At 41.3% G+C, this 23,873-nt stretch carries 19 protein-coding genes and 1 other RNA gene; 17 read left to right on the top strand and 3 right to left on the bottom strand.

The window, feature by feature from the left end; all coding sequences use genetic code 11:
- Positions 1 to 89 precede the first annotated feature (89 nt).
- The 12 genes from ssrS (at position 90) to G586_RS24965 (ending at position 15,789) form a co-directional block, all read left to right on the top strand.
- Positions 90 to 300: non-coding RNA, 6S RNA (gene ssrS, locus G586_RS25625), on the top strand.
- Positions 301 to 598: 298 nt separating this feature from the next.
- Positions 599 to 1,825 carry an EAL and HDOD domain-containing protein gene (locus tag G586_RS0111415; protein WP_026527861.1) on the top strand — a complete coding sequence of 409 codons (1,227 nt, stop codon included), beginning with the start codon at positions 599 to 601 and terminating at the stop codon, positions 1,823 to 1,825.
- A 139-nt stretch (positions 1,826 to 1,964) separates the two neighbouring features.
- On the top strand, positions 1,965 to 3,272 hold the full coding sequence (locus G586_RS0111410; RefSeq protein ID WP_035773093.1) for an aminotransferase: 1,308 nt from the start codon (positions 1,965 to 1,967) through the stop codon (positions 3,270 to 3,272).
- 29 nt (positions 3,273 to 3,301) lie between these two features.
- The gene (locus G586_RS0111405) at positions 3,302 to 5,338 is read left to right on the top strand and encodes a YgiQ family radical SAM protein (RefSeq protein ID WP_026527859.1); all 2,037 of its coding nucleotides are present in this window, start codon (positions 3,302 to 3,304) and stop codon (positions 5,336 to 5,338) included.
- Positions 5,339 to 5,864: 526 nt separating this feature from the next.
- Positions 5,865 to 6,872 (top strand): energy-coupling factor ABC transporter permease, encoded by a 1,008-nt coding sequence (locus G586_RS0111400; RefSeq protein WP_026527858.1) that lies wholly within the window; start codon positions 5,865 to 5,867, stop codon positions 6,870 to 6,872.
- Positions 6,872 to 7,651 (top strand): cobalt ECF transporter T component CbiQ, encoded by a 780-nt coding sequence (gene cbiQ / locus G586_RS0111395; RefSeq protein WP_026527857.1) that lies wholly within the window; start codon positions 6,872 to 6,874, stop codon positions 7,649 to 7,651. Before G586_RS0111400 ends, cbiQ begins: the two co-directional genes overlap by 1 nt.
- 79 nt (positions 7,652 to 7,730) lie before the next feature.
- Positions 7,731 to 8,480, top strand: a complete 750-nt coding sequence (locus tag G586_RS0111390; protein ID WP_026527856.1) for an energy-coupling factor ABC transporter ATP-binding protein — start codon at positions 7,731 to 7,733, stop codon at positions 8,478 to 8,480.
- Positions 8,481 to 8,584: 104 nt separating this feature from the next.
- Positions 8,585 to 8,962, top strand: coding sequence for a metal-sensing transcriptional repressor (locus G586_RS0111385; protein ID WP_035773091.1), 378 nt, complete (start codon positions 8,585 to 8,587; stop codon positions 8,960 to 8,962).
- Positions 8,963 to 9,024: 62 nt separating this feature from the next.
- Positions 9,025 to 10,122 (top strand): tRNA 2-thiouridine(34) synthase MnmA, encoded by a 1,098-nt coding sequence (gene mnmA / locus G586_RS0111380; protein WP_026527854.1) that lies wholly within the window; start codon positions 9,025 to 9,027, stop codon positions 10,120 to 10,122.
- Positions 10,100 to 10,741 (top strand): NUDIX hydrolase, encoded by a 642-nt coding sequence (locus G586_RS0111375; protein WP_026527853.1) that lies wholly within the window; start codon positions 10,100 to 10,102, stop codon positions 10,739 to 10,741. Before mnmA ends, G586_RS0111375 begins: the two co-directional genes overlap by 23 nt.
- A gap of 32 nt (positions 10,742 to 10,773) precedes the next feature.
- On the top strand, positions 10,774 to 11,883 hold the full coding sequence (locus tag G586_RS0111370; protein WP_026527852.1) for a cation diffusion facilitator family transporter: 1,110 nt from the start codon (positions 10,774 to 10,776) through the stop codon (positions 11,881 to 11,883).
- 222 nt (positions 11,884 to 12,105) lie between these two features.
- Complete coding sequence (locus G586_RS24965; RefSeq protein WP_051204742.1) at positions 12,106 to 15,789, top strand: carbohydrate binding domain-containing protein; 3,684 nt, start codon at positions 12,106 to 12,108, stop codon at positions 15,787 to 15,789.
- Between the two features lie 129 nt (positions 15,790 to 15,918).
- On the opposite strand, the gene G586_RS0111360 is transcribed toward G586_RS24965, so the two are convergent.
- Positions 15,919 to 16,662 carry a helix-turn-helix domain-containing protein gene (locus G586_RS0111360; RefSeq protein WP_026527851.1) on the bottom strand — a complete coding sequence of 248 codons (744 nt, stop codon included), beginning with the start codon at positions 16,660 to 16,662 and terminating at the stop codon, positions 15,919 to 15,921.
- A 108-nt stretch (positions 16,663 to 16,770) separates the two neighbouring features.
- Between G586_RS0111360 and G586_RS0111355 the strand changes: the two genes are divergently transcribed.
- Entirely contained in the window at positions 16,771 to 18,135 is a 1,365-nt protein-coding gene (locus G586_RS0111355; RefSeq protein ID WP_026527850.1) for a sodium-dependent transporter, read from the top strand.
- 192 nt (positions 18,136 to 18,327) lie between these two features.
- On the opposite strand, the gene G586_RS0111350 is transcribed toward G586_RS0111355, so the two are convergent.
- The gene (locus G586_RS0111350) at positions 18,328 to 19,437 is read right to left on the bottom strand and encodes a cation diffusion facilitator family transporter (RefSeq protein WP_026527849.1); all 1,110 of its coding nucleotides are present in this window, start codon (positions 19,435 to 19,437) and stop codon (positions 18,328 to 18,330) included.
- A gap of 144 nt (positions 19,438 to 19,581) precedes the next feature.
- On the opposite strand from G586_RS0111350, the gene G586_RS24960 reads away from it, so the two are divergent.
- The 4 genes from G586_RS24960 (at position 19,582) to G586_RS0111330 (ending at position 23,296) form a co-directional block, all read left to right on the top strand.
- On the top strand, positions 19,582 to 21,237 hold the full coding sequence (locus G586_RS24960; protein WP_051204741.1) for a GGDEF domain-containing protein: 1,656 nt from the start codon (positions 19,582 to 19,584) through the stop codon (positions 21,235 to 21,237).
- Between the two features lie 207 nt (positions 21,238 to 21,444).
- On the top strand, positions 21,445 to 22,050 hold the full coding sequence (locus G586_RS0111340) for an NUDIX hydrolase (RefSeq protein WP_026527848.1): 606 nt from the start codon (positions 21,445 to 21,447) through the stop codon (positions 22,048 to 22,050).
- A 127-nt stretch (positions 22,051 to 22,177) separates the two neighbouring features.
- The gene (locus G586_RS0111335; protein ID WP_026527847.1) at positions 22,178 to 22,873 is read left to right on the top strand and encodes a YggS family pyridoxal phosphate-dependent enzyme; all 696 of its coding nucleotides are present in this window, start codon (positions 22,178 to 22,180) and stop codon (positions 22,871 to 22,873) included.
- Between the two features lie 150 nt (positions 22,874 to 23,023).
- Positions 23,024 to 23,296, top strand: a complete 273-nt coding sequence (locus G586_RS0111330) for a hypothetical protein (protein WP_026527846.1) — start codon at positions 23,024 to 23,026, stop codon at positions 23,294 to 23,296.
- Between the two features lie 104 nt (positions 23,297 to 23,400).
- On the opposite strand, the gene G586_RS0111325 is transcribed toward G586_RS0111330, so the two are convergent.
- Complete coding sequence (locus G586_RS0111325) at positions 23,401 to 23,625, bottom strand: hypothetical protein (protein WP_196811590.1); 225 nt, start codon at positions 23,623 to 23,625, stop codon at positions 23,401 to 23,403.
- Positions 23,626 to 23,873: the final 248 nt, after the last annotated feature.

The raw sequence follows: 23,873 nt of genomic DNA, 5'->3' as shown, positions 1-23,873 counted from the left end.
TTTTTTACGGAAAATCTATTGATTTAGCGGCTTTGAGAGTTATAATGTAATTAAAGAACTGACAGAGGTCAGTTTATATCGAGCCTCGAGCTCGCCTGGGATGTTCGACAACTCCGGTGTAATTTGAACCTACAGTTACTTTAAACGGGACACCTAGATCGCATTTTCAAATGTCACGCCTCCGGCCCTGCACATGTGCAGACAAGCTATGGGAGAGGAAGACAGCGAAAAGGGCTGCGGTAACCCACCTGGCGTTGTGCTAGGAGTCAAATAACCGGAACCGGCATTCTCGGGAGTATTGAAAAACAGCTTAATAGCTGTTTTTTTTATTCAATAGGAAATTCCTTTGGATTTCCTATTGAATAAAAAGCGCTCCGCTAAGGATGCGACTGGTGCGCAGATGAATTTTGCAAGCTAAAGCTTGCGCGCACCAGCGCGCAAAGAGTCGCGAGCGACTCTTTGTTCTGCAACATTTTACTTTATAACCCGTGAATAATTTAGCAATATTTTATAAACTACATAATTGTGTATGTTTTTTCGTGATGTTATAATAAATTGACAGACAAATGTGCATACGAACATTGAAAGGAGTACTAAAATGCTTGCTTCATTGATTCCGTTGTTTGATGATGAAATGAAAGTCTGTGCTTATTCTGTATTTGCGCAGAGAGATAATCATCTTATGAATCCTTACCTGATGGGGACAGGGTTTTTGGATAATGTTGTCAATATCGTAGGTCTTGATATTGTTGACAGCGTTGGAACCAATGTCCTTTCCGGAGGCAAGGAAGTATTCGTTGAAATAAATCATATTTCACTTTTCGCTAATATAGAGGAACAATGTAAAGCACCTAAGGAAAAGATAGTTCTTCTTCTTGATACTTCGGTTCTTCCTGAGGAACCTTATCTTGCGAGACTTTGGGATCTTCACGGACAGGGCTATAAGCTTGCTATCAGAAAACTGGCGGGTAACCAGTTCGAGACTTATAAGCCTATTCTTGATATGTGTGATTATATACTTCTTGATCACCGCAAGATTAATATCCGAAGTGCAAGAATTTATTTTAAGAAAGCTTATCCAGAAATCAAGCTTTGTGCTGTGGGAGTTGATACTAAGGAGGATTACGAAAGACTTGCTTCTGATGGAGCTTATGATCTCTATGAGGGTATTTTCTTCAGACTTCCTGTAGAGGAATCCGAGAAATCGGTTACACCTTTGAAGGTTACGTATATTGAACTTTTGAATGTGGTTAACAATCCCGATTTTGACCTCCAGCAAGCTGCAGATGTTATAGGAAAAGATGCTGCTCTTGTTATTTCACTCCTCGAGATGGTAAATCATCTCACAGTTAATTCTGAGATAACATCAGTCAGACATGCGGCAGCAATGCTTGGACAGAAAGAGCTTAAGAAGTGGATAAACACAGCAGTTACAAAGGAACTTTGCTCGGATAAGCCCAGTGAGATCACACGTATTTCAATGGTGAGAGCGAAGTTTGCGGAAAACCTTGCAGAGTGTTTCGAAATCAAGGGCTTTGCTTCAGAGCTATTCCTTGCAGGACTGTTTTCACTCCTTGATATCATGCTGGATCAGACTATGGAACAGTCACTTAAGCTTGTACATGTATCCAAGAAGATTGAGGATGCTCTTCTTAGACAGAGCGGAGATCTGTGGCCGGTACTTCAGTTTATGTATGAATATGAAAATGCATCATGGCAGGAGGTTTCCCGTTTGATGATATTAGAGGACATCGACATGGATGCAGTTTATAAAGCATATACTGATGCACTTAAGTGGTACAGAGATCTTATTGATCCGATTTAAGTCATGGATAATTCAGAGGGACGGCAAGACTGACTTTGTGATATTAAAGGGCTAACGCATATTTATGCAGTAGCCCTTTTTTCATTGGGGAAAATAGTGTATAATCTTTAAAGTTTAATTTCGAAGCGAGGAGTCTATTATGGTTAAAGATTACAAGGAGATGAGTAAAGAAGAGCTCGAGAAAGAGCTTGCCAACCTTAAGGCTGAGTACAAAAGATACCAGGCAATGGATCTTTCATTGAATATGGCCAGAGGTAAGCCGTGTCATGAGCAGCTCGATATTTCCATGGGTATGATGGATGCACTTAATTCAGATGCAGATCTTTCCTGCGAAGATGGTACCGACTGCCGTAACTACGGAGTGCTTGATGGTATTCATGAGGCCAAGGTTCTTATTGGTGCAATGATGGAGAACAAGCCCGAGAATATTATTATCTACGGTAACTCATCACTTAATGTTATGTATGATACTGTTTCAAGAGCTTATACACACGGAATTATGGGCAATACACCCTGGTGCAAGCTTGATAAGGTGAAGTTCCTTTGCCCTGTTCCCGGATATGACAGACATTTTGCTATAACAGAGTACTTTGGAATAGAGATGATTCCTGTGGAGATGACTCCCGATGGCCCTGATATGGACGTTGTTGAGAAGCTTGTTTCAGAGGATGAATCTATTAAGGGAATCTGGTGTGTGCCGAAGTATTCCAATCCTCAGGGCTATTCATATTCTGACGAGACAGTAAGAAGATTTGCGAGACTCCGTCCTGCTGCAAGAGACTTCAGAATTTTCTGGGATAACGCTTATGGAATTCATCACCTTTATGATGATGATCAGGATTATCTCATTGAGATCCTTGAGGAGTGTAAGAAGGCCGGAAGCCCTGATATGGTTTACAAGTTTTCATCTACCTCCAAGATCACCTTCCCCGGAAGTGGTATCGCAGCCCTGGCTACATCTCTTAACAACCTTGAAGAGATTAAGGCTCAGCTGACAAACCAGACAATCGGTCACGACAAAGTTAACCAGCTCCGTCATGTAAGATTCTTCGGAGATATTGAAGGTATGAAGGAGCACATGAAAAAGCATGCTGCTATAATCAGACCTAAATTTGAGGCTGTTCTTGAGATTCTCGACAGAGACCTTGCTCCCTATAATATCGGTGAGTGGACAAGACCTAAGGGAGGCTATTTCATCAGCTTTGATGCTCCTGAAGGATGTGCTAAGGCTATCGTTGACAGAGCCAAGAAGGTCGGTGTTACCATGACAGGTGCAGGTGCTACCTACCCTTACAAGAAGGATCCAAAAAACAGCAATATCAGAATTGCTCCTACATATCCTTCACTTTCAGACCTTCGCACAGCTATGGAGATTTTCACAGTTTGTGTAAAACTCGTTTATGCTGATAAGCTTCTTAAGGAAATGACAGAGAATGCTGAGGCATAAAGCAATATTTTAATAAGAGGATGTATTTTATGGCAAAAGGTTTTCCGCCTATAAGCATAGAAGACATGAAAGAGATGGGCATCGATCAGCTTGATTTTGTCTATGTATGCGGTGATGCATATGTTGATCACTCAAGCTTTGGTGCTGCCATCATCACAAGAACATTAGAGGCTCACGGTTACAGCGTGGGCCTTATTTGTCAGCCTGATTTCAGGGATGAAAAGAGCATAACCGTTCTCGGAACTCCAAGACTTGGATTTTTGGTTTCAGCGGGAAATATGGATTCCATGGTAAACCATTACACAGTTGCGGGAAAACGGAGAAAGACGGATGCTTACAGTCCCGGCGGAGAAATGGGAAGGCGACCGGATTACGCGACGATCGTATATTGTAATCTGATCAGAAAAGTGTATAAGCATGAGCCTATTATTGTGGGTGGAATAGAAGGCAGCCTTAGAAGACTTGGACACTATGACTATTGGTCCAATAAGGTAAGACGTTCTATTTTGCTTGATTCCGGTGCGGATATTATTTCCTATGGAATGGGTGAAGTCAGCATAGTTGAGATCGCTGATGCCCTCGCTTCGGGCATGGATGTTTCTGATATTTCATTTATAAACGGAACAGTTTATAAGACTAGAAATGAAGAGAATATCTATGATGCGATAAAGCTTCCTGATTTTGAGGAGATAAAGTCTGATAAGAGAAAATACGCTGAGAGTTTTGCCATTCAGTATAAAAATACGGATCCTTTTAACGGAAAAAGACTCTACGAGACATATGACAACAGCTTGTATGTGGTTCAGAATCCTCCGTCAAGACCACTGACCCAGCAGGAATTTGATGATGTATATGAAAGAGATTATATGAGAGCCTGGCATCCTGTATATGATGCTGCGGGCGGAATCCCTGCCTTTGACGAGATAAAATACTCAATAACTTCAAACAGAGGCTGCTTTGGAGAGTGCAATTTCTGTGCCCTCACCTTTCATCAGGGAAGGATAATCCAGGCCAGGAGCCATGAATCAATAATAAAAGAAGCTAAGGTTTTCCTTGGTGAGAAGGATTTCAAGGGTTACATCCATGACGTGGGCGGTCCTACTGCACAGTTCAGGAAGCCTGCATGCAAGAAGCAGATGAAGCTTGGAGCATGTCCCAATAAAAAGTGTCTGCACCCCGAAGTATGTAAAAACATGGAGGTTGATCACAGTGATTATCTGAGCATTCTTAAAAAGCTGCGGGCATTACCCGGAGTGAAGAAGGTATTTGTGAGATCGGGAATAAGATTTGATTATCTTCTTGCGGATAAGGATGATTCATTTTTGCGTGAACTCTGTAAGCATCACATAAGCGGGCAGCTTCGTGTGGCGCCTGAGCATATATCTGACAATGTTCTTGATAAAATGGGTAAACCAAGAGTTAAGGTTTATGACCGCTTTATCGAGAAGTTTGACAAGGTTAACAAACAGATCGGAAAACAGCAGTATGCTGTGCCGTACCTCATGTCATCGCATCCAGGCAGTACCTTAAAGGATGCCATTGCGCTTGCTGAATATCTCTGCAAGCATAAGCTGAGTCCCGAGCAGGTTCAGGATTTTTATCCCACACCAGGCACTGTCTCAACCTGTATGTATTATACCGGACTTGATCCGCTTACAATGGAGCCTGTATATGTGGCCAGAGACCCTCATGAAAAAGCAATGCAGAGGGCTCTTATCCAATTCAGACGACCTGAGAACTATGACCTTGTAAAGGAAGCTCTCCTTAAGGAACACAGAGAGGACCTCATTGGATTTGGACCGCAGTTTCTCATTCCGCCGAGGAAGATGACAAATGAAGGTGGCGCGAAGAGAAAAATGGCAGATAATTCATCCTCGGGCAAAGTTGGTAAGAGAGAAGGCAAAGAAAATTCATCCTCAGGCAAAGTTGGTAAGAGAAAAGGCAAAGAAAATTCATCCTCAGGCAAAGTTGGTAAGAGAAGCGCCACCGGAAGTAAGCCTTCTCCCTTGGGAGAAGGTGGCGCGAAGCGCCGGATGAGGGGTAAGAACAATAAAAAACGACACTAAAAGTGTCATTAATGGAGGAGGAGGTGTCGGATGGGGAATCCGACACCTCTGGTATGAAAAAAGTTTTGTTGGGGGAGTCAGAAGTTCTCACTTCTGATAATGTTATGATACATTTAATTTTTGTCCAAAGTATGTACTACAGCTAAAAGAAACATAACATTTATAACCAAAGTTTTAATTAATTCTTATCAAATCATAAACTATCGCTACAGTGCAAATAAATATTCAGATTATGATTGTATAAAATGATTTTTATATTTAACTTAGGTGAAAACCATAATTTCTCTCAGCGTTTTTGATATTAATTTCGTTTATCATTAGGAAAACGATACTGTTCACCCGGTTCTGTGCATTTGCTGTGTTGAGCTGAAAATGTTTCAAATGTTGAGTACCGAAAATACAAGCAAAAATAACCCCCCAGGGGGCTTGCAGGTGCGTCCTTCTGCGACATATACTGAGTTGTTGAAACGCGGTGACATATTTTAGTGTCATGAAGAATATCAGTGTATTCGGGAGGAATTTAATTATGCATATGGCTGATGCCTTAGTATCACCGGCAGTTGCCGGAACAATGTATGTTCTGTCCACAGGTGCGGCAGCATACTCTATCAAACAGGTTAAGGAAGAAAATGATCCCAAGAAGATTCCTGTAATGGGTGTAATGGGTGCATTTGTTTTTGCAACACAGATGCTCAACTTCACAATCCCCGGTACAGGTTCATCAGGACACCTCTGCGGAGGTATGATGCTTTCAGCACTTCTTGGTCCTTTTGGCGGATTCCTTACAATGATAGGAGTGCTTCTGGTTCAGTGCCTGCTATTTGCTGACGGAGGACTACTGGCGCTAGGGTGTAATATATGGAATATGGCCTTTTATGGGTGTTTTGTAGGAGCGCTTCTAATATGGAAGCCTATAATGAAAAAAGGAGCTACAAGAGGTAAGATAATAATTGCTTCAATACTTGGCTGTGTGCTGACACTTCAGCTTGGAGCATTTTCAGTTACACTTGAGACACTTGCTTCTAAGATCACAGAGCTTCCTTTCTCATTCTTTGTTGCAACAATGCAGCCGATTCATCTTGCAATCGGTACTGTTGAAGGACTTATCACAGCTGCAGTACTTATATTTGTAAATGAGGCAAGACCTGAGCTTCTTTGGGGCGTGGGCGAGAAGGCAGAAAAAGAGGGTAAGCTCTCACTTAAGAATACAGTTGCTGTACTTGCTGTCGCTGCAGCAATTTGTGGCGGAATTGTTTCACTTTTTGCATCTGCATTCCCGGATGGTCTTGAGTGGTCCATGGAGCAGGTTGCAGGAACATCAGAACTCGAGGCAGCAGGCAGTGCATACGAGGTTGCTGAGAATATCCAGACAGCAACATCACTTCTTCCTGATTATGCGTTCAAGAACAGTGAAGCAGCAGTCGGAACAAGCTTTTCAGGTATTGTAGGTGCACTTGTTGTAGTTGCGATTATGGTTGGCGCGTGCTACGCATTTAAGTTTTTCAAGAAAGAGAAAGCAGTCACCGATAATTAATGGATTCAATCGAGAAAAGGTTACACGAATTTCAGAAAATGCAGGAATTATGGCAGCGTTCCCACTGGATGAATGAACTTCATCCTCTGGGGAAGCTGCTTATTAGCATTTTATACATTTTTACGGTGGTGTCATTTAATAAGTATGACATAACACCTCTTATAATTATGTCAATATATCCGATATTTGGTTTTATAGTCGGAGAATTATCTTTCAGGATGGGGATTTACCGCATGAGGCTGATTTTGCCTCTGGTTGTTTTTGTGGGTATTCTCAATCCTTTTTTTGATAGAGAAATTCTTTTTTATGTAGGCGGACTTGGTATAAGCGGAGGCGTAATCTCAATGCTGACTCTTATGCTCAAGGGCTTTTATTCTGTCCTTGCCGCATACATTCTTATTGCTACCACATCGATAGAAAAGCTTTGCCATGCGCTGAGGCTCATACATGTTCCCAAAATCATAGTTATAGTGATACTTCTTATTGAGAGATATTTTTACATCATGGGAGAGGAAGCTGACAGAATAATGACAGCTTACAAACTCAGAGCGCCTCATCAAAATGGAATCCACTACAGTGCCTGGGGGACTCTTGTTGGGATGTGGCTTATAAGGAGTATGGACAGAGCAGGCATAGTTTATGAAAGTATGCTCCTTAGAGGTTTCAAAGGAGATTTTGACTTGGAAGAAACAAAGGTAAGACCTTTTGATATAATATATACTGTTATTTGGATCGCAATATTTATTGTGATCAGACACGGAATTAAATTATTTTTTTGATGGAGCTATAGGAGTCTGATATAATCAGAATTCTTGAAAAGCGAGTGCTTTCATTAGAATACTGAAAGAGAGAATAAACATGAAGACAGGGGTACATGGCGAGCTCCTTACAATTGAACATTTGAACTTTTCCTATGAGAAAAATAATCAGATTCTCTATGATATAAACTTCCATGCTCACGATAAAGAGAGCATCGGGCTTATCGGAGCTAACGGGATTGGAAAATCGACCTTCATGAAGCTTCTTGTGGGATTGTATCTTGATTACGATGGGAAACTTGAGGTGGTGGGTCACCCTGTAAACAGTAAGAATCTGAACCATATTAGGGAACATATAGGTTATGTTTTTCAGGATTCCGACAGCCAGCTCTTTTTATCAACTGTTGAGGATGATGTCGCTTTTGGCCCTAGAAACTACGGACTCTCCAAGGAAGAGGTGGAGAAGAGAGTGACAGAGGCTCTTAAAAAGGTGCATATAGAGGAGCTTAGGAAAAAGCAGAATTTCAAACTGTCCGGAGGTGAGAAGAAGCTTTCGGCAATCGCTACGATTCTTTCCATGGAGCCTGATATCATACTTATGGATGAGCCGTCAATTGCGCTTGATCCGCGAAACAGAAGGAATCTTATCAGCGTACTGAACGAACTGGATTCTCTTAAAATAATTGCATCCCATGATCTGGATTTTATATGGGATACCTGCGACCGTGTTATACTTATGCATGAGGGTAGAATCAAGAAGGACGGAGAAGCCAAAGAGATTCTCAGTGATAAAGAGCTTCTTGAAGAATGTGGTCTTGAGCTTCCCTTAAGGCTGTATTATTCGAATTGATGGATTTAAGAGAAATGTGAAATCTATGAAAATGAGAAAAAAGTAAAAATCATAGATGAGTGGCAAAACTTGGTCTATGAGATAAGGAATATGAGGAATTTTTGATGAGTAAAGATAAACACAATCACGATCATGATCATAGTCACGAGCATATACATGACCATGTTGGAGAGCATTCACATGATCATGAAGGGGGACATTTGCATGAGCATGCACATTATCACTCCCCGGAAATGAAGAAAAAGCAAATAAACAGACTCAGCAAGGCGATAGGTCATCTTAATCATGTTAAGGCTATGATTGAAAATGACGAGGACTGTGCTGATGTACTTATGCAGCTTTCAGCTGTGAATTCAGCTTTAAGGGGACTTGGCAAGGAAATAATAAATGAACATATGTCGCACTGCATTGTGCATGCACTTGAGGATGGTGACACATCTGCCGTGGAGGAATTCCAGAAGGCAGTGCAGAAGTTCATCTGATTGTGAGATATTCGAGGACACGTAAAGAGATAGGAGTCAGCGAGACTGACGGATGAGGATATATGAGTAAGAAAACAGCACTTATAGCCATGAGTGGCGGAGTTGATAGCAGCGTGGCAGCAGAGCTTATGCATGAAAAGGGCTTTGATTGCATCGGCTGCACAATGAGATTATACGAAAATGACATGATAGGTGAGGATCTTTTCGGAACCTGTTGCAGCAAAAAGGACACAGATGATGCCAGAGCTGTTACGGAGAAGATAGGTATTCCCTATCATATTTTTCATTATGAGCAGGAATTTATTGATAACGTAATTGAGCCCTTTGTGTGCAGCTATGAGAGGGGAGAAACACCAAATCCCTGCATCAGATGCAATAAATATCTCAAGTTCGATATTCTCTATAAAAAAGCGAAGGAGCTTGGCTGTGATTATATCGTGACCGGCCACTATGCGAGAATTGAGGAGAATGATGGCCATTTTTATCTGAAAAAAGCCGCTGACCTCACTAAGGATCAGAGCTACGTTCTCTATGACCTTACAGAGGAACAGCTCTCACATACAATGTTCCCTCTTGGCGAGTTTAAGAAAACTGAGGCAAGAGAGATCGCAGAGAAAAATGAGTTTGTGACTTCACACAAGAGTGACTCTCAGGATATCTGCTTTGTTCCTGATGGTGATTACGCAGCCATGATTAAAAGGTACAGAGGTAAGGACTATCCCGGAGGAGACATCGTTGACAAGGATGGAAAGGTTCTGGGTCATCACAACGGGCTTATCAACTATACCATCGGTCAGAGAAGAGGTCTTGGAGTCCCTGCAGACAGACGTCTTTATGTGACAAAATTAGATACGGAGAATAACCGCGTGGTGCTCTCCGACAATGAGGATCTTTTTAGCAGAGAAGTTACAGTTAGAGATTTTCACTGGATAACAGGAGAGATGCCAAAGGGAGAGATAAGATGCAGTGCCAAGATACGCTATAAGCACACTGAGCAGCCTGCAACTGTGACTCTTCCTAAGGAGGAGGGCGGCATCTGTCACATATTATTTGATGAACCTCAGAGAGCAATTACAGCAGGACAATCAGCCGTTTTGTATGATGGCGATGTTGTTCTTGGTGGGGGAATAATACAAAATGACAAAGGATGTAATTCTTAATAAGCTTTCAAAAATCGGCGACCAGACTGATATTCCGCTAAAGAGTTCAGCGGTTATAATTCCTCTTATTGAGGTTGATGGACAGATGCATATTCTGTTTGAACAACGCTCATTAAAGCTCGAATTTCAGCCTGGTGATGTGTGCTTTCCCGGAGGACGGATCGAAGAGGGAGAGACGCCAAGACAGGCAGCAGTCAGGGAGTTTATGGAGGAATTATTGCCGGACTGTAAAAGGCAGAATAATACTAAGAATGCAACTGACAATTTAGAAATTTTATCAGCGCTGACACCCTTAATGGGACCGACAGGAGCGCTTGTATATCCGTTTGTTGCCCTAGTGAAGGGCTACGACTACAGCTTTTCTTCTGATGAGGTTGAGAGAGTTTTTACATATCCAATCTCATATTTCTATGAGCATCCGGCAAAGCGTTATCCCATGGAGAAGAGGACAATTCCGCCGGATGATTTTCCTTATGAAAAGGTTACCGGTGGCAGCAGCACCTATAATTTTCATGTGCAAAAATATGATATGTGGGTTTACGAGGATACGGAGCCTGTGATATGGGGATTTACCGGAAGACTACTGCATTACTTTATGGTATTATTGGGAGAAAAGTAATTCTTTAAAAAACATACTGACTAGGAGAAGACATGAATAGAAACAAGAAAATAATAAGAACCAGTATCATTGGAATTGTGACAAATATGCTTCTTGCAGGTTTTAAGGCAGTAGTAGGAATTTTCTCGGGATCAATTGCCATTGTGCTTGATGCGGTCAACAACTTAAGTGATGCACTTTCATCAGTCATTACAATTATAGGCACGAAGCTTGCCGGAAAAGAGCCGGATAGGAAGCATCCCCTGGGGTATGGAAGAATAGAGTATCTTAGTGCGGCAATAATTTCCGTTATTGTGTTGTATGCCGGTATTACTTCATTTGTGGAATCAACCAAGAAGATAATAAATCCTGAGAAGCCTTCTTATCAGTTGGCATCACTTATCATAGTTGCGGTAGCAATTGTGGTAAAGATAGTTCTCGGGACCTATGTGAAAAAGGTTGGAGAGAGCGTTAATTCTGAATCGCTGGTTGCTTCCGGAGAGGATGCTAAGCTGGATTCAGTAATATCTGCTTCCACGTTAATCGCAGCTATCATTTTTATTTATACCGGCATAAGCCTTGAGGCCTGGCTTGGTGCTGTTATTTCAATTGTAATCATAAAAGCAGGTCTTGATATGCTTCGTGATAATCTTTCACTTATACTTGGTGAGAGAGTAGAGTTTGAGCTTTCTACAGAGATAAAGAAAACCGTAGCATCTTTTCCAGAGGTGCAGGGAGCCTATGATCTCCTTCTTCATAACTATGGACCGGACAGATACATTGGTTCAGTTCATATAGAAGTGCCTGAGGACATTACAATTTACAGACTCGATCAGCTCGAGAGAGAGATTTCGGCTAAGGTTTATGAAGAGCATGGCGTTATGATTGAGGGTATCAGTATTTATTCTCAGAATTCAGATTCATCAGTTGCAGGTAAGCTTAGGAACAATATTTCCAAGACCATTATCGCCAATCACGAGACTGTAAAACAGATTCACGGTTTCTATCTCGATGAAGTTAAAAATTACATTGCCTTCGATATGGTAGTTTCCTTTAAAGAGAGCAACAAGCCAAAACTCCTTGAGGATGTAATCTCTGAATTAAAGGGCATTTATCCTGAATATGAATTCCACATTAATATGGACAGAGATTTTAGCGACTAAATGAATCCCCGGGGACGGGGTTAAGAGGTTATTTAGTATTGAAAAAGTGGCTGCATCAAAGTGAATTATTCATTTTGATGCAGCTTTTTTTAATTAAGTGATATGGCACAAAAATTTTTTCGAAAATATAAAAATCTTATAAAAAAAACATGAATCTGATATAAACTCCTCTCGAAAATCAATAGGATATGTTTATCATTTGATTTTCGGAAGGAGAAGGACATGGTAAACAAAAATTGGGGAAGGATGCTTGCTATGGCAATGGCAACAACCTTAACAGTTACAAGTGTACCGCTTTATGCACATGCCGAAGAGGAAGCTCCTGCAGCTGATAGCATTGCTGATGCGTACACAAATGAGGGCTATTCGCTCAAATGGCACGATGAATTTGATGGTGACAGCCTCGATACTTCAGTATGGAATGTTGAGCAGCATGAGCCCGGCTGGGTTAATGCTGAGAAGCAGAGATATACAGCACTTGATGAGGGCAACATCAAGGTTGAGGATGGAGCACTTCACATTATTTCAAAGTATGATAATTCAGGTGATGAGGAAGTACCTGTAGACGAAACCGAGGAGACAGAAGAAACAACAGAAGAAACTGCAGTTGAACTTCAGGAGCTCTCACTTCCTTTTACAGTTGGTGAAGATAAGGCTGAGTCCGATACTATTGCACTTCAGGTCAATTTCGGAAAAATTGATTTTGATGATGCTGATGCAGCTACTGCAAAGGCTAATGTAGTATTATCAGATTTTTCGCTTAAAGATGTTACAGAAGGTGCTGAATCCGGTGAGCTTTTAAGAGATACAGGCTTTGAGAACGGCAACTGGGCAGACTGGTCTTTGAATATTCAGGGTACTGCAAAGGGCGAGAGCAACTTTGAGGACGGAAAAGTAAATCTTAGTATCGAAGAATCCGGTGATGAGAATTGGCATATCCAGCTTCAGCAGGGGGGCCTTACACTTATACCCGGACACAGTTATGTATTTTCAATGAAGGCTTCAGCTGATGTTAACAGAGCAACAGAGATAAGTTTCCTTGATCCTGAAAATGGTTATAGCTGGTATGCAGGCGGCAAGTTCCTTTTAACTCCTGCAAGCGCAGGCGGAAGCGGTTCTTCAGTTGTTAATCAGAAGGGTGAGGTTACATCCGGAAGAATAACAACTCAGAACAAGATGGATTTCACATATGGACGTTTTGAGGCAAGAGCTAAGGTGCCTGAAGGAAAAGGACTTCTTCCTGCTTTCTGGCTTATGGCTACAGACGAAGGCCTTTACGGACAGTGGCCCAAGTGTGGTGAGATCGACATCATGGAGGTTAAGGGACAGGATACAAGCAAGTCCTATCACACAATCCACTATGGTTACAGCAATGATACTCACAAGGAAAATCAGGGTACAAAGGTAATCGGTGAAAATGGTTTCTCAGATGATTATCATGTATTCAGAGCTGATTGGGAGCCCGGCAAGATCACATGGTATGTCGATAACGAAGAGGTTTATACAACAAGCAACTGGTACACAGGATCTGATGCCGATAACCAAAAGACTTATCCTGCACCCTTCGATCAGGATTTCTATGTAATCCTCAATCTTGCAGTTGGTGGAAGCTGGGTTGGATATCCTGATGATTACAACAATATCAATGATAAGGAATTTGATATTGATTATGTAAGAGTTTATCAGAAGGACGACTATTCTGAGCAGGAAGGCAATGTTCAGCGTCCTGAAGAGGAAACGGTAGCATTCAGAGAAGCAGTTGATGGAAACTATGTTGTTAACAGCGATTTCTCTGCAGAGGTTTTAGCTGACGAGAACAACAATTCCAAAGACAACTGGGTACTTCACCTTGAGTCAGATGCAGCAGGCTCTACCGCAACTGTTGCTGATGGCGCTGTAACAATCACACCAGCAGCCGAAGGTGACAAGACATACAGCGTACAGCTTAAGCAGGCAGGACTTCCCATGTACAGAGGATGGGAGTATGAGCTTTCATTTGATGCAGTTTCCACAGAGGAAAGAGATATCGTAGTAGATATTTCCGCACCTGATCGCAACTGGTCAAGATATCTTGCAGATACAACCGAGAGAATAACCACAGAGAAGAAGACATATACTTATACATTTACAGTTAATGAAAAGAACGATCCCAATGGTTCACTTGAGATCAACCTTGGTAATTTAGGTTCTACAGCACCTGTGACAATTTCAAATGTTAAGCTTACTCACAAGTCAGGTGAAGAGATCGCAGAGGACAATTCAAAGGTTATCCGCCCTGACGGAAACTATGTATACAACGGATCCTTCGATGAAGGTGACAAGAGACTTGGTTACTGGGAAGTAGAAGATGATGATAAGGATCAGGTTTCTGTAACTAATATTAAGAACAAGAGAGAGCTCCTTGCAAAGGTTGAGGTTCCGGAAGGTGCTTCCGAGGCTAACCCTGTTACAATCGCTCAGTCAGAACTTGCACCTCTTGCAAAGGGACAGTATGACTTCAGCTTTAGTGCTTATACTGATGGCGGAGAGGCTGACGGACTTACAGCTAAGGCAGCAGGCGTTGAATTCACACCCGCACTTACAGCAGAGAAGCAGACCTTTAACAATGTAATTACTGTTGAAAATGATCTTGCAAGAGAAGAGTCAAACGTTGAGTTCACATTCACAAAGCCCGGAACATATTACCTTGATGATGTATTCTTAACAGAGAAGTCACTTCTTAAGAATGGTTCATTCAATGCAGGTACAGCAAGTTATAAGATTTATGTAGATGGTAATGCAAAGGCTAACTATGTAGTAGATAGCATGAATGGCAATGATAACACCTTTGCGATGACAATTGAGGATACAGATGTTGCAGGAGCCGGCAACGACTGGTACATCCAGCTCAACCAGGATGGAATCGGACTTGAAGAAGGTAAATATTACCTCGTAGGTTTCAAGGCAAAATCCAGCATTGATCGTAAAATTAAGTACAGCGTTCAGCACAATGGTGAGTCAGATAACGACTGGACTGAATATTGCGGAAACGAAATCGTAGAGATTGGCTCTGAGTGGAAGGAATTTTCAAAGGCATTCCAGATGAGCAAGGACGACGCTGCAAGATTCAACATAACAATGGGTTCTGTTGATGGCGTAAGAATCAGCGATAAGCATGATGTTTATATTGATGACATAACTCTTGTTGAGATAACAAAGGAAGAGTACAACAGAATTCAGGGTATTGAGGAAGAGCCTTCAGAAGAGCCTTCAGAAGAGCCTTCAGAGCAGCCCTCTGAACAGCCCGCAGAGCAGCCTTCAGAGCAGCCTGCTGAACAGCCTTCAGAACAGCCCCAGCCTCAGCCTGCTCCTCAGCCTTCAACTTCTGAAGAGACAGCTCAGCCTGCTCCGGCACCTGTAGTTGATACTCAGAACACGGAGACACCTAAAGCTGAGACAAAGGTTAACAAGAATGGTAAGGCTGACAAGGGTGAAGTTAAAGTAACAAAGAACGATATCGTAACTGTTACAGGTAAGAATACAGCAAGCTATCAGGCTAACCCTGATTCAACCAAGAAGAGCTTCACTGTTCCTGCTACAACAAAGGTAGATGGCGGAAAAGTTCAGATCACAAAGGTCGCTGAGAATGCTTTCAAAGATAACACAAAGATCAAGAAAGTTACTCTTGGAAAGAATGTTAAGACAATTGCTAAGAATGCGTTCTCAGGCTGCACAAGCCTTAAGAAGATCACTGTTAAGTCAGCAAATCTTACAAAGGTATCAAAGTCAGCATTCTCAGGATGCACACTTGACAAGGATTTCAAGGTAGTAATCTATGCCGCTAATGAAGCGAAGTACAACAAAGTTGTAAAGCTCTTCAAGAAAGCTGGATTAAAGAATGTAACCTTCGTTTACAAAAAATCATGAGGTTACAGATAAGCGTTTTTAAAACCTTCTTTAGATAATAAAAAAATACACTTTAATAACGCTAAAAAAGGAGCCGCCCACTGGTTTTCCCCTATAGATCGGTGGTAACGGCTCCTTTTATTTATGTATTTATTTCCATGTCGTGCCGTAATAGGTCTCACGGTATTTCTTGGGTGTCATTCCGGTCTCTTCGAAGAAGAGCTTACTGAAGTGGCTCTGGGAAGAGAAGGAAAGGTAGTTGGAAATCTCAATAATTGAATAGTCTGAAAAACGCAGCAGGTTTTTGGCTTTATCAATTTTGACGTTTCTGATGTAATCGCTCGGAGAGATGCCCAGCTCCTCCTTGAAAAGTCTCGAGATATGACTGGTGGAGGTCCCGAGGTGATTCGCAAGATCGTCTATAGTGATCCTGTCGTTGACCCTGGCATAAATATAATTAAGGCATTCGTTGGTTGTGCGTGAAAGATTAGCGTTATGCTTCATGTTCTTCATGCGCACGGTGTAATCCATGACCATTTGGGAGTGAAGATCTGATATCTCCTGGATAGTATTTATGTTGTCCAATTTTTGTATGTAAAAATCGCTCAGTCTGAAGGCGCGCTCCATCTCCATGCCTTTTTCGGTGCATATTCTTGTGATGAGAGCAGCAGTTACAACAAAATGATACTTGAGGTTCTGCAGAGGATCCTTTGAAAGTGTACCTGTTCCGTTGGCATCAAGGAATCTGTGATTATCGATATTTTCCTGGATAGCATCGACATCACCGTTAGCCACCTGCTGATAGAACATGTACTCATCATTCTGTTGTCTGTGTGTTATCTCGTCTTCCGAGAGCTTTATTTCGTTTTCTTCCCAATCTTTTGCAAAATTCATAATACTTCCCTGTAATCTATTGTTTAACTCAAATATAACGTATAAATGTGATAAAATTATACTCGGAATTTGGTTAATGGAAAAGTTTTTTTGAAGGAGAGATGAAAAATGTATGAAGAAGAGAGGGGGAGCTTTGGCTCTAGATTAGGTTTTATTCTCGTAAGTGCAGGCTGCGCAATAGGTATCGGTAATGTTTGGAAATTCCCTTACGTTACAGGTGCCAACGGAGGTGCGGTGTTTGTACTTTTTTATTTGCTGTTTCTCATTTTAATGGGAATTCCTGTAATGACAATGGAATTTGCTGTTGGTAGAGCCAGCGGACAATCAGTTGTAAGAGGCTATGAGAAGCTTGAGAAAAAAGGTCATAAATGGCACATTCATGGCTGGTTTTGTATGCTTGGCTGCTACCTTCTGATGATGTACTACACGACAGTTTCAGGCTGGATGGTAGACTATTTCTTTAAGTTCGCATCCGGTCAGTTTAAAAATGTTGATACTGAAGCTGTTGGAGATGTATTTGGCAACATGCTCGCAGATCCCATGGAGATGGGCATATTCATGGTGATTACTGTTGTGTTTGGATTTATGGTTCTTAGCCTTGGTGTCGAGAACGGACTTGAACGTGTTAACAAGGTGATGATGATAGGACTGCTTGCTCTTATCATAATCCTTGCAATTCACTCACTTACTCTGGATGGTGCCATTGAAGGTGTGAAATTCTATCTGCTTCCCGACTGGAACAGGGCCATGGAGGTCGGACTTGGGAAGGTTATAAGCGCTGCGATGAATCAGGCTTTCTTTACTCTGAGTCTTGGTATCGGAGCACTTGAGATTTTCGGAAGTTATATGTCAAAAGATCACACACTGACAGGAGAGGCTATAAGAATCTGTGCACTTGATACCTTTGTAGCGATCATTGCAGGCCTCATCATTTTCCCTGCATGCTTTAGCTATAATGTTGAGACCAATCAGGGTCCTGCTCTTATCTTTATTACGCTTCCTAAGGTATTCCTTAACATGAGCTATGGAAGAATATGGGGAACTCTGTTCTTTATATTCATGACCTTTGCAAGCTTTTCGACTGTTACTGCAGTATTTGAGAACCTCGTTGCATTTATTACCGATAACTTTGGATGGAGCAGAGGAAAATCTATTTTAGTAAATGCGATTTTCATTCTTGTTGCAAGTATACCCTGCGTTCTTGGATATAATATCTGGAGTGATCTTCATATCATCGGGGCAAGAGATGTCCTCGACTCTGAGGATTTCATAGTAAGTAACATACTCCTTCCGGGAGGTTCACTAATTTTCCTTCTGTTCTGTGTAACTAAGTACGGATGGGGATTTGATAATTACCTGAAGGAGACTAACACCGGAGACGGCGTAAAGATGCCGGGAGCACTTAAATACTACTTCAAATTCGTGCTTCCGATCCTCATCGCATTCATTCTTATCCAGGGACTGATCGCGTAGTGTCAGAAACTTCGAGATTACTTCGTAACTGAAATTCATAATTGTTTGTTTGAATTTTCCAGGATTAATAAAAAACCAGCCGGGGCACCTTATATATGCTAAATCAGGAGATTGTAAGCGAAGCTTAATGAGCCTGAATTAACATATATAACGTGCCCCGGCGTCATTTTATCATCTTGTCATTTTACCAATTTATACATCATTATCCAAATGAATATCTATTTTGTAGTCGGGGTAGCTCTCGGTCAGATGCATCATTGCATGATCGATGATGGCATCAGGGTATGGCGTATCGAAGCTTGTTATGATGTCAAGATCTATAAGCTTATCCTCTGTATCAATGTGTATTCCATGCACCTGGAGGATTCCGTCAATGTGCTCGATGCGGCGGATGATCTCATCTCGCATACCAAGGTTTTCAGCGTTTATGGCACATATACCAATGGCACTTAAGATAACGTCAAACTGATCAAGAACGTCATCTTTGATCAGATGTGTGACATTATAGATTTCATTGGCAGTCAGATTGCTGTCAACATCAATCACTACAGATCCGATGAAGCGCTCAGGACCATAGTTGTGAAGTACAAGATCATGTACATCCAAAACATTGTCATAACCTGAGACGAATTCCTTTATCCTGTCAGCAAGAGCTCTGTCTGCACGACGTCCGAGAATATCCTTCATATCATCCACAAGAAGCTCAAGCCCTGCATTTATGATACAAAAAGCGATAATCAAACCTATGTAGGCATCCAGCTGAATGCCAAATATTAGTGCAACAATCGCTGAAAAGAGAACTGCCACAGATATCAGACTGTCATTCATTGCATCCTGTCCCGATGCGACGAGAGCAGGGGAACCAAACTCTTTTCCACGGTTTTTGACAAAACGTCCAAGCAGACATTTTGTGATTATCGTTATGATGAGCATAACAATTGTGTATGCGGTATAAACAGTGACTGTCGGGTGAAGAATCTTTTTCACGGACTCTATACAGGCGGTAACTCCGGCGTAAATTATAATAATTGCTACGACAACTGCGCTTATATACTCGATTCGTCCATGCCCCATGGGGTGGTCTTCATCGGGCTTTTTGGATGACATCTTAAGACCGATGATGGTAACCACAGAACTGACTACGTCGGTGAGGTTATTTAGGGCATCGAGAAGAATGGCAATTGAACCTGCTATCATACCGAAGATTGTCTTTATGATTACAAGTACAATATTAACCGCGATACCGATAATTGAGGTCTCTATTATTTTGTTGTTTCTTACAAGATTATTATTTTCGTTCATGTGTATATTATACACTTTTGATCTGTCAGCTGAGAATGATACTTTTTAAAAATTATATAAATAATCTACGGAATTTTAATAATTATTGCTTATAATATCAACAGATACGGAGTGATTTGACTCGTTTACATTTTGAAGGCAGGAATGAAAAGAAAGGCCGCACTAAAACTGATCATTGGCATTGTTGCATTTCTGGCTGCGATATTTCTTTCGCAGTTTCTTTACTATGTAAATATTTATTTTGAAAAGAAGGCAAATCACGAAAAGGTTGTAAGCCTTATAAGCGAAGATCTTTTATTTAGCTGGGATACACTGGATGATGAGCTGGAGTCTATTAATAATCTCATAGATTCCAAACAATTTTTCAATGAAGATAAGGGCAGACTATATGAGAGGGCAAGCCTTATTTACATGCAAAAAGGCGAGACAATGGCCTATTACCGGTATCTTGGATATGCTCTTTATTATCTTGAAAGAAGTGATGATAAAGACTATACGGTAAACATTTATCTCGATCTGGCCAACTTTTTCCTGAACAATTACACAGGCGATTCTGCTAAGAACATGATAGAACATGCACAAAGGGTAGAAGCTTTTGATGATATAGAGGATCTTCAGATAAGAAGCTATGCTTTTCGTATGCTTGGGATGGTTGCGATTACTGATGAGGACTACAGTAGTGCCGAAAAGTATCTCCTAAAGTCACAGGAGCTGATTGATATGTCAAATACCGGAGTATTTGAAGAGGCATATACTGCTATCAATGATGCCTGGCTCGCAAGAGTATATGTTGAGACCGGACGATTTGATGAATGTCAGGAAAAGCTTGATAAGTGGGAAGGGCATAAGATGTTTACGACGGATGTCTACAGGCAGATCATGTTAAGGGATCTTATAGTTCCTTATTACCAGGCAAAATGCTACTTGTCAGCCGGGCAGATATTCAATGACACTTCTGAAAAAAGTGCCGGAAAGAGCGAAGAAAAGGAGCTGGAAGTAGCCGGATTCCTTGATGAATTCATGAAGCTGTGCGAAGAAAATGGCTATGAAAAAGCAGAGCTTAGTACTCTTTTGAAAATTCAGAAGGACTATCCGCCCACAAGTGAAACAGTAAAAGAAACCCTGATGCCAATTTTGAACAGGCTGTATACGAAGCTTTTTAACTATCAGAATATTGCCTATGCCAATGTTATTGATGCAACCGTTACTGATTCTAAAGCTGAAATGGCGAAGAATGAGCTGCTTGACAGACAGGTTGTTAGGCGTACTCAGATAATTCTTTTTTCTATTTTGGTAGTTGCTGTAATCATAATTATTCTAGTTATCATTCTTTTGAATAGCCGGTTCGATGAGCTGACAGGACTCTTTAACAGAAGGATTTTCAATTATGCTCTGGCAAGGGCTAAAAAGAAAAAGGCACTCTACGGTGTCGTTATGATCGATATCGATGATTTCAAGCAGATAAATGATACCTATGGCCATCAAAATGGAGACATTGTACTTTGGAGGCTTGGACAGCTTATGCAGAAGGAAACCACTCCGGATGTACACTGTTACAGGTATGGCGGCGAAGAATTTGTAATACTTCTTGACCAGAAGGCTGTACCTTACGCTGAGAGACTTGCTGAAAGACTCAGGCATACAATGGAGCAGCAGGGCTGGGAGTTTGGAGAAAACACTGTAGTTACTTTAAGCCTCGGTGTTGCTACAGGTAAGGGAGATACGGATGTATTAAAGCAGGCTGATGATAATCTGTATAAAGCAAAAGAAATAGGAAAAAATATGGTAATACTTTCATAAGTTGTTTTGCCAGTGCCGCGAAAATGATGTAACATATTCCCATATGGTTAAAAATATGTCTGGAATGTTCATTACTTCGTGGCATTTTTTGCCCTTAATCCGAGGATTTCTTAGGTTCTCGTCAATAGGCATAGAGATATTTGTTCGAGGGATTTTTGGAATATAAAAATTTACTTTTAGAACATTGAAGAAAGGAAACTGTTACTAATGGCAACTATTAATTCAGTTGAACAGCTTACAGAGAATAAGTTTGTAAATCTGTTCCATGTAAAGGGAGAAAATGATAAAGGACATAAGTCCAATTATTTTGTGGCATCACGCTGCAAGACTAAGGAAGACCTTATGATCACCACAGGGAAAAATGTAGCTGATGGAGTTTCTATTTATGCACTTTGCGGTGAAAAGCATGATAAGGTCGTGATGGTAAGGCAGTACAGATATCCCATAAATACATATATTTATGAGTTTCCGGCAGGACTTTGCGAACCCGGTGAGGACTATCATGAAGCAGCAGTAAGGGAACTGCACGAGGAAACAGGATTGGTTTTCCATCCTCTTGATGTGGATTCCATGTATGAGCTCCCGAGATTTTCATCGGTTGGAATGTCGGACGAATCTGTTGCCATGGTATTTGGATATGCAGATGGGGAGATTACAGATAAGTACCAGGAACTCAGTGAGGAGATTCAGGTTGTGCTTGTTGACAGAGCCGAGGCTAAGCGTATTTTGAAGGAAGAGCATGTGGCAATACTAGCAGCTTATCAGCTTCAGCATTTTATACACGACGAAGAACCCTTTGCGTTCCTACATTAAAAGCCTTCCCCCCCTTTGGGGGGCGCACAACGTCCGGGTGGACGTTGGCTTTGCGCGGACCGAAGCGGAGCGAAGACAGGTGTCAGCGAAGCTGACGGATGAGGGGATGAGAAGATTAGGAGGAGCAATGAGTATTAGTGAGAATTTAAAAGTAGTTGAGAAAAGAATACAGGCAGCCTGCGACAGAGCAGGGAGAGATAGAAGTGAGGTGACCCTCATCGCTGTTAGTAAGACAAAGCCGGTTTCTGACATCAGAGAGGCGATGGACTGCGGAATTACTGTTTTTGGTGAGAATAAGGTACAGGAGATAAGGGATAAGACAGAAGAAATAAAGGAGCCGCTTCACTGGCATATGATAGGTCATCTGCAGACTAATAAGGTGAAATATCTTCCGGGAAAAGTCGACATGATCCATTCCTGCGACAAGCTTTCTCTTGCTGAAGAAATTGAGAAACAGGCAGCAAAGAACGATCTTGTGATGGACGTCTTATGTGAAGTAAACATGGCGGGAGAGGATACCAAATTCGGACTTACTCCCGAGGAGACCCCTGAATTTGTAAGAACCATAGCAAAGTTTCCCCATGTGAGAGTAAGAGGACTTATGACAATAGCTCCCTACACTGATGATCCGGAATCAAACAGGGTGTATTTCAGGGGGCTTCGTGAACTCCTTGAGAGTCTTAAGGCTGAAAACATACAAGGAACAAAACTGGACACACTATCAATGGGAATGACCGGAGACTATGAGGTTGCTGTTGAAGAAGGAGCGACCTTTGTCAGAGTGGGAACAGGAATATTTGGTGAGAGAAATTACAATAAGTGAAAAGCAGAGCCGGTATGACATTGTGGGTCATGGAATAATGATATAACAACAGTTTACCAATTTTTCATAATCATTTTATTGATAATAGAAGCGATGAACTTTAGAATAAGAGTAAGGTACGTATAAGTCTATTTTTCTCGGAGTGGTCTGATGATAAGGACAATGCCATTAACCAAAAATCTCACATTGGATCAGATTAATCACCTGATTGATACAGGGCATGTTTTTGTGGCGCCTCTTGGTATGAACAGGACTGCTTATATTGTAATAAATCACAAACCTTTCATGGTGGTGGTTACAGATGTTTCCATTAATGGCATTCAGCTTTCCGGGTCCTGGTACAACTGGGATGAACTCGAGAAAATGGGAGGAGTATTTGAATCAGAATTTGAAGCACTAAAGGCTGTTGCCGGCGGTGCATAAAGGAACTTTAAGTTTTATTAATTGAAATAAATAATTAACAGGTAAAAAAATGGGGCGGTCGCACTAATGCGACAGCCCCTCCAACATTTTTATATGATAGATGCTTAATTATCTTTACTGGTAAGATCAGCCAATAGAGCTTCAAGTTTTGATATTTTGTCATTCAACTCAGCTAAAGCCAGGTCCTTTTTTGCTAAAGCATTATCTTTTTCAGCTATAACAGCATCCTTTTCAAGAATAATAGCATCTTTCTGAGCAGCGCAGTCATCATATCCATCCTGATACACATTTTTCAAATGAAGTTCTTCATTGTATTCCAATACGCTCACACGAATCACCTCCGCTCGGTTTTTAGATAGGAAGTCAGCCAGGATACCTTCGGTTATACATTCAGCTACAGCACTTTTAACGGCTTCTTCCAAAATGAAAGCAGCTCCTTCTTATTGTTGAACAACATTCTGAAAACTGAGTTCTTGTACTTTTGGTGAATAGCTACTTCTTTCAATTATATCCTCCTTGTATGGTTTTCTGTTTGAAAGACCATATAAGGCAGAAAAATAGAATAAAACTTAACTGT

It is taken from the genome of Butyrivibrio sp. VCD2006, assembly GCF_000423925.1.
GTDB lineage: Bacteria > Bacillota > Clostridia > Lachnospirales > Lachnospiraceae > Butyrivibrio.
The sequence above is the reverse complement of the archived record's forward strand: the minus strand, read 5'-3'. Positions and strand labels throughout refer to the sequence as shown.